Raw genomic sequence first — 8,074 nt, 5'->3', positions numbered from 1 at the left:
AATAACAGAGAAGTATCTAATATTTTTATGAATATTAACTCCTTTTCAGCTTTTACCATTCACCAAGTTGTTTGTAGACGAATTATAAAACTAGAATTTGTGTTAGGTGTTGTACAATCCATTATTGAAACAATCAATATTATTGAATATCAACACGTGCAAGAGAAAGCTTCCGAAATTATTATTGCCTTAGAGACAATGAAAGCCTTGCTTCTTAAATCTGAAATGGAAGCGGAATTGGATGAATTAGGATTTATGCGGCCAGATCAGACATCTCTTCAAATTGCGATTAGTTTGTTTCCAAAAATTTATCCAAGGTTTACTGAAATCATTCATTTATTAGGTGCAAGTGGACTAATGGCGATTCCGACAGAAAATACTTTTCAGAATTTAAGAACGGATTTGAATCATTATTTACAAGCCAAGTCAAAAAATGCGGAGGACCGCATTAAGGTTTTTCGATTAGCCTGGGATTTAACGATGAGTTCATTTGGTACGCGTGAAACACTGTATGAAAGGTTTTTCTTCGGTGATCCAATCAAACTATCAAGTCAGGTCTATTTATCATATGATAAAACCCCTTATGTTAAGCGTGTTCAACATTTCTTGGAGAAACAAGAGTGAAGTATCTATCCAACCTCTTCACATGAAAAATTGTAGAGAAAAAGTTACTTTTCTCTACAATTCTATCTGTACCAAGAAAACACTACTAAGGACCGGGTTTATGATGAAGCTATGAGCTTAAAAAAGTACAAAAAACCTGTCAAGCTGAAGCTCGACAGGTTTTCTTTATAATGGTCTACAAGAATCACGTTCAACTATTTTATGCGGTAAAATTAACTTCATAGCCAGTGTTAAGGTTTCCTCAATCAACTCAATCAGCTTGATTACAACTTGACTGCTTAAATAATCGATATGAACATCAATCGATGTTAATGCAGGCTGCATTTTCTCAGCAAAAATTGAATTATTGAAACTGATAATGGAGACATCATCTGGAACGGTTAGACCAATTGTTTTTAATAAATAACAAACACTCATCGCAACGAGATCATCACTCGCTACGATAGCAGTCGGCCGGTTTTCTGCCAAAAATAAGGCTGTGACCATTTGACGATACTCTTTTTCATCAATACTATCACTTAATATATAGTCTGTATTGACTTCCAGCTGTGCCTCCGTTATTGCCTGACGGTAACCAATTAAACGCTCCGTGGTCACCATTTGGTTATAGTCGCCGCCAATATAAGCGATCCTTGTATGATTTAAGTGAATAAGATAATTGGCCGCATCTTTTCCCGCCAACTGATTATCGTTATCCACAAAAAGCATATCATTTTCATACTTATACGGTTTCCCAATCATGGCATAATGCAGTTTCTCTGCATGAAGATACTCTATAATAGCATCATCTTTTTTGGAATAAAGCACAATAAAGCCATCTGCTCGGCCGCCCTTGGCCATTGTCTCGATGCTCGAAAGCAGCTCATCTTCAGTTGTTCCGGAAGCTAATGCTACCATATATTTTTTCTCATTACAGGCTTTACTGATACCGCGGATCATTTCAAGAAAAAAGGGATTTTGAAAAACCTCACCATTTGATACAGGTAAGATTACCCCGATTGTTCGACTGTTTTGTTTGACTAACCCCCGGGCAGTTAAATTAGGTCGATAACCTAATTCTTCCATGATCAATCGCACTTTTTTCTTCGTTTTCTCACTAATACTAGCATGGTCCTGAATGGTTCGCGATACGGTTGATGTCGCTACTCCAGCCTTCTTTGCTACATCCTTAATCGTCACAGCCATTCAAACCTCTCCTCCACTTGTTTTTTTCATTTATTCATCATAGGTTAAATTCAAAGTTATGACAAGGAATCCTCAACAGAAAAATGGTATTCCGTCTGACAGGTATACGTTTGACCTGGATGAATAACAATCGATTGAAATTGTGGGTGATGCACTGCATCCGGCAACTCCTGTGTTTCTAATGCAATCCCACGGTGGCTGCTCATCTTTTCACCTGCCACCAAATAGTCTTCATTCATGCCTGTGGTTGAAAACACGGCTACCGCTTCTCGGTCGGTTTGAATGGTTAGTTTTCTTCCACTGCTGTCATCGAACAACTGAATGAAACCTGACATTAACTTAAATGGGGTGTCATACCCTGAAGGTTACTTATGAATGGCATGACCTATTCGGACTGGTTTTCTGAAATCAAACGGTGTTCCTTCAACAGAAAGCAGTCTTCCAGTCGGGCATTTTTCCCTATCCGTTTCTACAAATGTATCGCTTGAAACCTGTAGTGTGTGATCTAAAATTGTCCGATTCACATTTCCATTCAAGTTAAAATACGTATGATTGGTGGGGTTGAACAAAGTTGTTTCATCTGTAACGGCTTTAATCTTCATCTTCCAGCAATTATTATTTGTCCAATAATACGTCACTTGAACCTTAAGATTACCTGGGTACCCATTGTCGTCAGCGGGGCTTGTATGTGTAAATAGGACTCCGGTATAATCCGCCCCTGTAATCATTTCGCTATCCCAGACTACTTGACTAAAGTTCTGGTTCCCACCGTGTATATGGTTCTGTCCTTCATTCTTGGTCAGTTGGAGTTCCCCCCACCGGCCGTGTTTTATTCGACCTGCAACACGGCCAACGATTGCCCCAAAATAGGGGGAGTCCTTGATGTAGTCTTTTAGATTATCAAATCCTAAAACAACATTTTCTACCTGTCCTGATCTATCCGGGATTTCTATAGCTGTGACCACTGCCCCATAGTTCAGGCAGCGAAATACATTTCCCTGGTTATTTACTAATCGATATTCAATAACTTCTTTTCCATCTTTGTATCCGTAAACTGTATTAGAATACTTCATTACAGTTTACGGATACAGACCAGACTTTTTTTAACAAATCTGCAGTTACATCTTCTGTGCTGGGAACGACACTGTTTGCTGCTGCTAATGTCGTTTGATTGCCAATGGCGACTGAGACCATCCCTGCACCATTGATCGCTTGAACACCCGCTGCCGCATCTTCTACTCCAACACAATCTTTGGGATTTACGCCCAACTGCTGTGCACCTTTCACAAAAATTTCAGGGTCTGGTTTTCCTGCACGTAATTCGGCCGGATTGACAATCGTATTAAAATAATGGGTAACTTCTAGCCGATCCAAAATAACAGGACCATTTTGGCTTGCAGATGCTAATCCAATTAAAATCCCCTTAGCCTTTAGATCCTTTAATAACACTGTAATCCCCGGCAGAAGATCACTTGGAGATACTTTTTCAATCATTTGTTTATAGACGATATTTTTATCATTGGCCATCTTTTCTTTTTCACTTTCCGAATACCGGTTCCCAAGTCCGCCCTTTTCTAAAATCAGCTGCAGTGAATCCATTCTGCTTACACCTTTTAGTTGTTCATTAAACTCTTCATCTATTTCAATTCCAAGTTTACAGGCCATTTCTTTCCACGCTTGGTAATGGTAAATTGCTGTATCCGTAATCACACCATCCAAATCAAATAATACTGCTTTCATGTCACTTTCCCCCTATTTTGTTATGCACCCGATGATTCAGTATGAGTAATTTGGCAAGGATACGAGCTTGAGAGCAGGATTGATTGATTGTATACCTTCATTTCCAATGGTTCTCCTGAAACTAATTCAATCGTCGCTTCCTGCTTAACCATTACCTTCAGTAAACGCCCCCGGTAATTAATATGGAATCCATAATGGCTCCAATTTTGCGGTAATTTAGGTGAAAATGCCAACGTCTCATTAGATGTCCGCATTCCTGCAAACCCTTGAACAATCGTTAACCAGCTGCCAGTCATGGACGTGATATGCAGCCCATCCTCCGTATCGCTATTGTAATTATCCAGATCTAATCGTGCTGTCCGTTCATACAATTCCACAGCTTTATCCATCTTATTTAACTCTGCAGCTAATATGGCATGAATACTTGGAGATAGACTGGATTCATGGACAGTCATTGGTTCATAGAAATCGAAATTCCGTTCTTTTTCTTCTATTGTAAATTCATCTTGGAAGAAATAAATCCCTTGGAGTACATCCGCTTGCTTAATAAACGGTGACCGTAAAATTTTGTCCCATGACCATTTTTGGTTGAGCGGTAAATCTGATGGATCTAAATCTGTAACAGGACGCAGGTCCTTATCGAGGAACGTATCATGTTGAATGAAAATACCTCGCTCTTCATCATATGGGAAATACATTTTTTCAATAATTTCTTTCCATTTTCGTAATTCTTCATCTGTCAGATTTAACACACGTTTCTTCTCAGGGGCTAATTCTAATGAAGCAAGTGTATATTTCAATGTCCAGATAGCGATTTTATTGGTGTACCAATTGTTGTTAACGTTATTTTCATACTCATTAGGACCGGTTACACCATGCATCATGTATTGATCTTTTTGAATATTGTAATGTACGCGGCTCGCCCAAAAACGACTAATTCCCGTGAGTACATCTAATCCTTTATCGATAAGATACTCTTTGTCTCCGGTATAATTCGTATAATTGTAGATTGCGTAAGCAATGGCTCCATTACGGTGGATTTCTTCAAAGGTGATTTCCCACTCATTGTGGCATTCCACCCCAGTAAAGGTCACCATTGGAAACAGCGCCCCCTCCAATCCTTGCTGACGAGCATTATGTTCTGCTCCCGACAGCTGGTTGTGTCGATAGCTTAATAAATTTTTCGTTATCGATTGATCAGTTAAAGCTAAATACAACGGCACCGCATAGGCCTCAGTATCCCAATAAGTAGCTCCCCCGTATTTTTCCCCGGTAAATCCTTTTGGTCCAATATTCAAACGTTCGTCTTCCCCGTAATAAGTAGAAAACAATTGGAATAAGTTGAAACGAATTCCCTGTTGCGCTGCAGCATCTCCGCCAATTACTACATCAGCTTTTTCCCAACGTTCAAGCCACAATGATTCATGCTGTACACGGAGCTCATCAGCACTTTGTTCACTAACCTTTTCACTGATTTCTTTGCTTCGTTCACAGACTGTATCTATTTCACTGTCACGCGAAGTAGTTAAAACGACCAATTTTTCAATTGTCGCTGTTTCACCAGCACGTATACTCCCTTCAAAAACCTCGTTTACTTGCATTGGAGTGATCAAACTTCCAGTGTTCTCTAAATGAGTCACACGGTTGGTCATCGTTGCAGCAACTCTGAATTGCTCTATATCAAAATCATTTGGTTTGGTCTCCACGACTAACTGATTCGAGCAAGCTGCAACTGGAAGCCAAAACATTTCTTCGTAGTTTGCATCTTCATTTTTCACTTGACTATCTAATGTGGGCACAAAACGTAATTGTACTGAATCTGTCAAACTAGTAACCTTCATATTGATTACACACAGTTCTTTTTGATCCAAACTAACAAAACGCTCCACTTCTACACGAACTTGCTTTTTATTTTTTTCTACTAGATAGCTCTTGGTCAAAATTCCGTGCTTCATATCGAGCTCAAGAGTAAATTCCGTGATGGTATCCGTAAATAAGTCAACAACTTCTCCATCAATGAACAAATCTACTTTAATAAAATTCATTGCATTTATGACTTTACCAAAATATTCAGGATAGCCATTTTTCCACCAGCCTACTCTTGTTTTGTCCGGATACCATACACCTGCTAAATAACTGCCCTGATGATGATCTCCAGAATACTGCTCCTCGAAGTTCCCTCGCATTCCCATGTATCCGTTTCCAATACTGGTTAAGCTTTCTTGTAATCTTCTATTTTGTTTATCTAAATGATTCGTCCGAATCTTCCATTCATCTACCTCAAATAAGCGGTTTATAGCCATTTTTATTTCCTCCTCATACTGTAAATACCTAGTTAAAAATACTGACTTTTCTTTTATAGTGCAAGTTTAAATGCAAACGATTGCGTTGTCAATCTCATTAACAAAACTTTCATTTTTAAAAAGAAAAATTCGCATATTACCTTGCTATTGCTTAAATTAATATACAACTCTACTTTCAAAATATTCGTTTAAAAAGGCGCTTGCATATTTTAAACCGTCGAGAGTATAATCAAACCAAAGCAATCGTTTGCATAGATAATTCATCAAGGGAGATGTACAAAAGATGAAAAAGTTATTTTCATTTGATTTCTGGCAAAAACTCGGTAAAGCACTAATGGTCGTAATCGCTGTCATGCCGGCAGCTGGATTAATGATAAGTATCGGTAAAATGATTGCCATGTTTGGAGGAGAAATTCATTTCGTCGCTACCATAGGCGGTGTAATGGAGAGTCTCGGCTGGGGAGTAATTGGAAATCTACATTTGCTCTTCGCTGTTGCAATTGGTGGTTCGTGGGCTAAAGAGCGTGCCGGTGGAGCATTTGCAGCCCTTTTAGCCTTTATACTGATTAATGTTACAACCGGTGCCATTTTCGGTGTCAATGCTACTATGCTGACAACTGAAGGCGCAACAACAGAAACACTTTTTGGATCAGAAATCCTTGTTAACGGGTACTTCACATCCATTCTCGGTTCAGCAGCATTGAACATGGGCGTTTTCGTTGGCATAATTTCCGGATTTGTCGGTGCCATTGTCTACAATAAATATTATAACTACCGTAAGTTGCCGAATGCACTTGCATTCTTTAATGGTAAACGATTCGTACCTTTTGTCGTTATTCTTTGGTCAGTAATTGTATCGATTGTATTAGCTGTTGTTTGGCCATTTGTTCAAACTGGGATTAATAATTTTGGCCAGTGGATTGCCACTTCAGGTGATACCGCACCTATTTTAGCACCATTCGTTTATGGAACGTTAGAACGCCTTCTCTTGCCATTCGGCTTACATCATATGTTAACCATACCAGTAAATTATACAGCCCTTGGTGGTACATACGAAATTATGACAGGTGCAAACATTGGCACACAAGTTTTCGGACAAGACCCATTGTGGCTGGCATGGGTTAGTGATTTAGTGAACATGAAGAATGCAGGAGATACAGCAGCTTATACTGCATTATTAAATGAAGTTACTCCCGCTCGTTTCAAAGTTGGACAAATGATTGGTGCAACCGGTACATTACTTGGTGTAGCTTTCGCTATGTATCGCAGAACGGATGCAGACAAACGCAAAAAATATAAAACGATTTTCTTATCAGCAGCACTTGCCGTCTTCTTAACCGGTGTAACTGAACCACTTGAATTCATGTTCATGTTTGCAGCACCCGTACTCTATGTAGTTTATGCAGTGATTCAAGGAGCTTCCTTTGCACTGGCAGATTTGATTAACTTACGTGTACATTCATTTGGTAACCTAGAATTTCTCACACGTATTCCCATGTCAGTCAATGCAGGATTAACTGGGGATATCATTAACTTTGTCATTAGTAGTGTCGTCTTCTTCTGTATCGCCTACTTTGTTTCCTTTTACATGATTGGCCGTTTCAAGATTGCTACCCCTGGCCGTTTAGGTAATTACATTGATGAAAGCAGTACAGATGAAGAAAATGCACCATCATCGCAAACTGCAGAATCAGCTCCTGCTGACAAACAAGTTGATGGAATCATTTCTATCCTAGGTGGTCCAGCTAACATTACGGATGTAGATGCATGTATGACAAGACTTCGTGTAACCGTTAAAGATCCCACTTTAGTTGGGAACGAACAAGATTGGAAAAAATTAGGCGCATTAGGATTGATTAAAAAAGATAATGGCATACAAGCTGTCTACGGTCCGAAAGCAGATGTTTTAAAATCCGACATTAATGACCGTCTAGGAGCCTAACAAGGTGAAACTACTAACCTTAAATACACATAGTTGGCTGGAAGAAAAACAGGTAGAAAAACTAGATATCCTGTGTGATGCTATTATTACTGAAGGCTATGATCTCATTTCACTGCAGGAAGTCAACCAAACCATTAAGGAAGAATCAATTGATGCTAGTCATCTACAAAACTATCAAGCTTCAACGTTAGATAATCAAATCAAAAAAGATAATTTCGCATGGCTTTTGCAGCAGAAACTTGCTGCAAAAGGGATTCATTACAACTGGACCTGGGGGCCG

At 39.2% G+C, this 8,074-nt stretch carries 5 protein-coding genes and 2 pseudogenes; 3 read left to right on the top strand and 4 right to left on the bottom strand.

Features of this window, described 5'->3' with window-relative positions:
- Window positions 1-624, top strand: a 624-nt coding sequence (locus AC52RT_RS14805; RefSeq protein ID WP_495541452.1) for a 4-hydroxyphenylacetate 3-hydroxylase C-terminal domain-containing protein, incomplete at its 5' end; no start/stop codon positions are given.
- Between the two features lie 165 nt (window positions 625-789).
- Here AC52RT_RS14805 and AC52RT_RS14800 read toward each other — a convergent pair.
- The 4 genes and pseudogenes from AC52RT_RS14800 to AC52RT_RS14785 all read right to left on the bottom strand — a co-directional run bounded on the left by AC52RT_RS14800 (window position 790) and on the right by AC52RT_RS14785 (window position 5,852).
- Window positions 790-1,809 carry a LacI family DNA-binding transcriptional regulator gene (locus AC52RT_RS14800; RefSeq protein WP_495541451.1) on the bottom strand — a complete coding sequence of 340 codons (1,020 nt, stop codon included), beginning with the start codon at window positions 1,807-1,809 and terminating at the stop codon, window positions 790-792.
- A 56-nt stretch (window positions 1,810-1,865) separates the two neighbouring features.
- A pseudogene (locus tag AC52RT_RS14795) lies at window positions 1,866-2,882 on the bottom strand (aldose epimerase family protein).
- On the bottom strand, window positions 2,869-3,549 hold the full coding sequence (gene pgmB / locus AC52RT_RS14790; RefSeq protein WP_495541450.1) for a beta-phosphoglucomutase: 681 nt from the start codon (window positions 3,547-3,549) through the stop codon (window positions 2,869-2,871). The pseudogene AC52RT_RS14795 and the gene pgmB overlap by 14 nt, the downstream one beginning before the upstream one ends.
- Before the next feature lie 20 nt (window positions 3,550-3,569).
- Window positions 3,570-5,852: a glycoside hydrolase family 65 protein gene (locus AC52RT_RS14785; protein WP_495541449.1), complete on the bottom strand. Its 2,283-nt coding sequence runs from the start codon at window positions 5,850-5,852 to the stop codon at window positions 3,570-3,572.
- A 283-nt stretch (window positions 5,853-6,135) separates the two neighbouring features.
- On the opposite strand from AC52RT_RS14785, the gene AC52RT_RS14780 reads away from it, so the two are divergent.
- Together AC52RT_RS14780 and AC52RT_RS14775 are read left to right on the top strand one after the other, a co-directional pair.
- Window positions 6,136-7,794 (top strand): PTS transporter subunit IIBC, encoded by a 1,659-nt coding sequence (locus tag AC52RT_RS14780; protein WP_495541448.1) that lies wholly within the window; start codon window positions 6,136-6,138, stop codon window positions 7,792-7,794.
- A gap of 4 nt (window positions 7,795-7,798) precedes the next feature.
- Window positions 7,799-8,074: pseudogene (locus AC52RT_RS14775) on the top strand (endonuclease/exonuclease/phosphatase family protein); the annotation flags it as partial.

The organism is Peribacillus sp., from assembly GCF_059453735.1.
This window is presented reverse-complemented; position numbering and strand designations above follow the sequence as displayed.

What these genes read in the sequence shown, in the direction of transcription:
- AC52RT_RS14785 (WP_495541449.1), bottom strand. Translation starts at nt 5,852, where the DNA reads ATGGCTATAAACCGCTTATTTGAGGTAGATGAATGGAAGATTCGGACG.
- AC52RT_RS14800 (WP_495541451.1), bottom strand. Translation starts at nt 1,809, where the DNA reads ATGGCTGTGACGATTAAGGATGTAGCAAAGAAGGCTGGAGTAGCGACA.
- AC52RT_RS14780 (WP_495541448.1), top strand. Translation starts at nt 6,136, where the DNA reads ATGAAAAAGTTATTTTCATTTGATTTCTGGCAAAAACTCGGTAAAGCA.
- pgmB (WP_495541450.1), bottom strand. Translation starts at nt 3,549, where the DNA reads ATGAAAGCAGTATTATTTGATTTGGATGGTGTGATTACGGATACAGCA.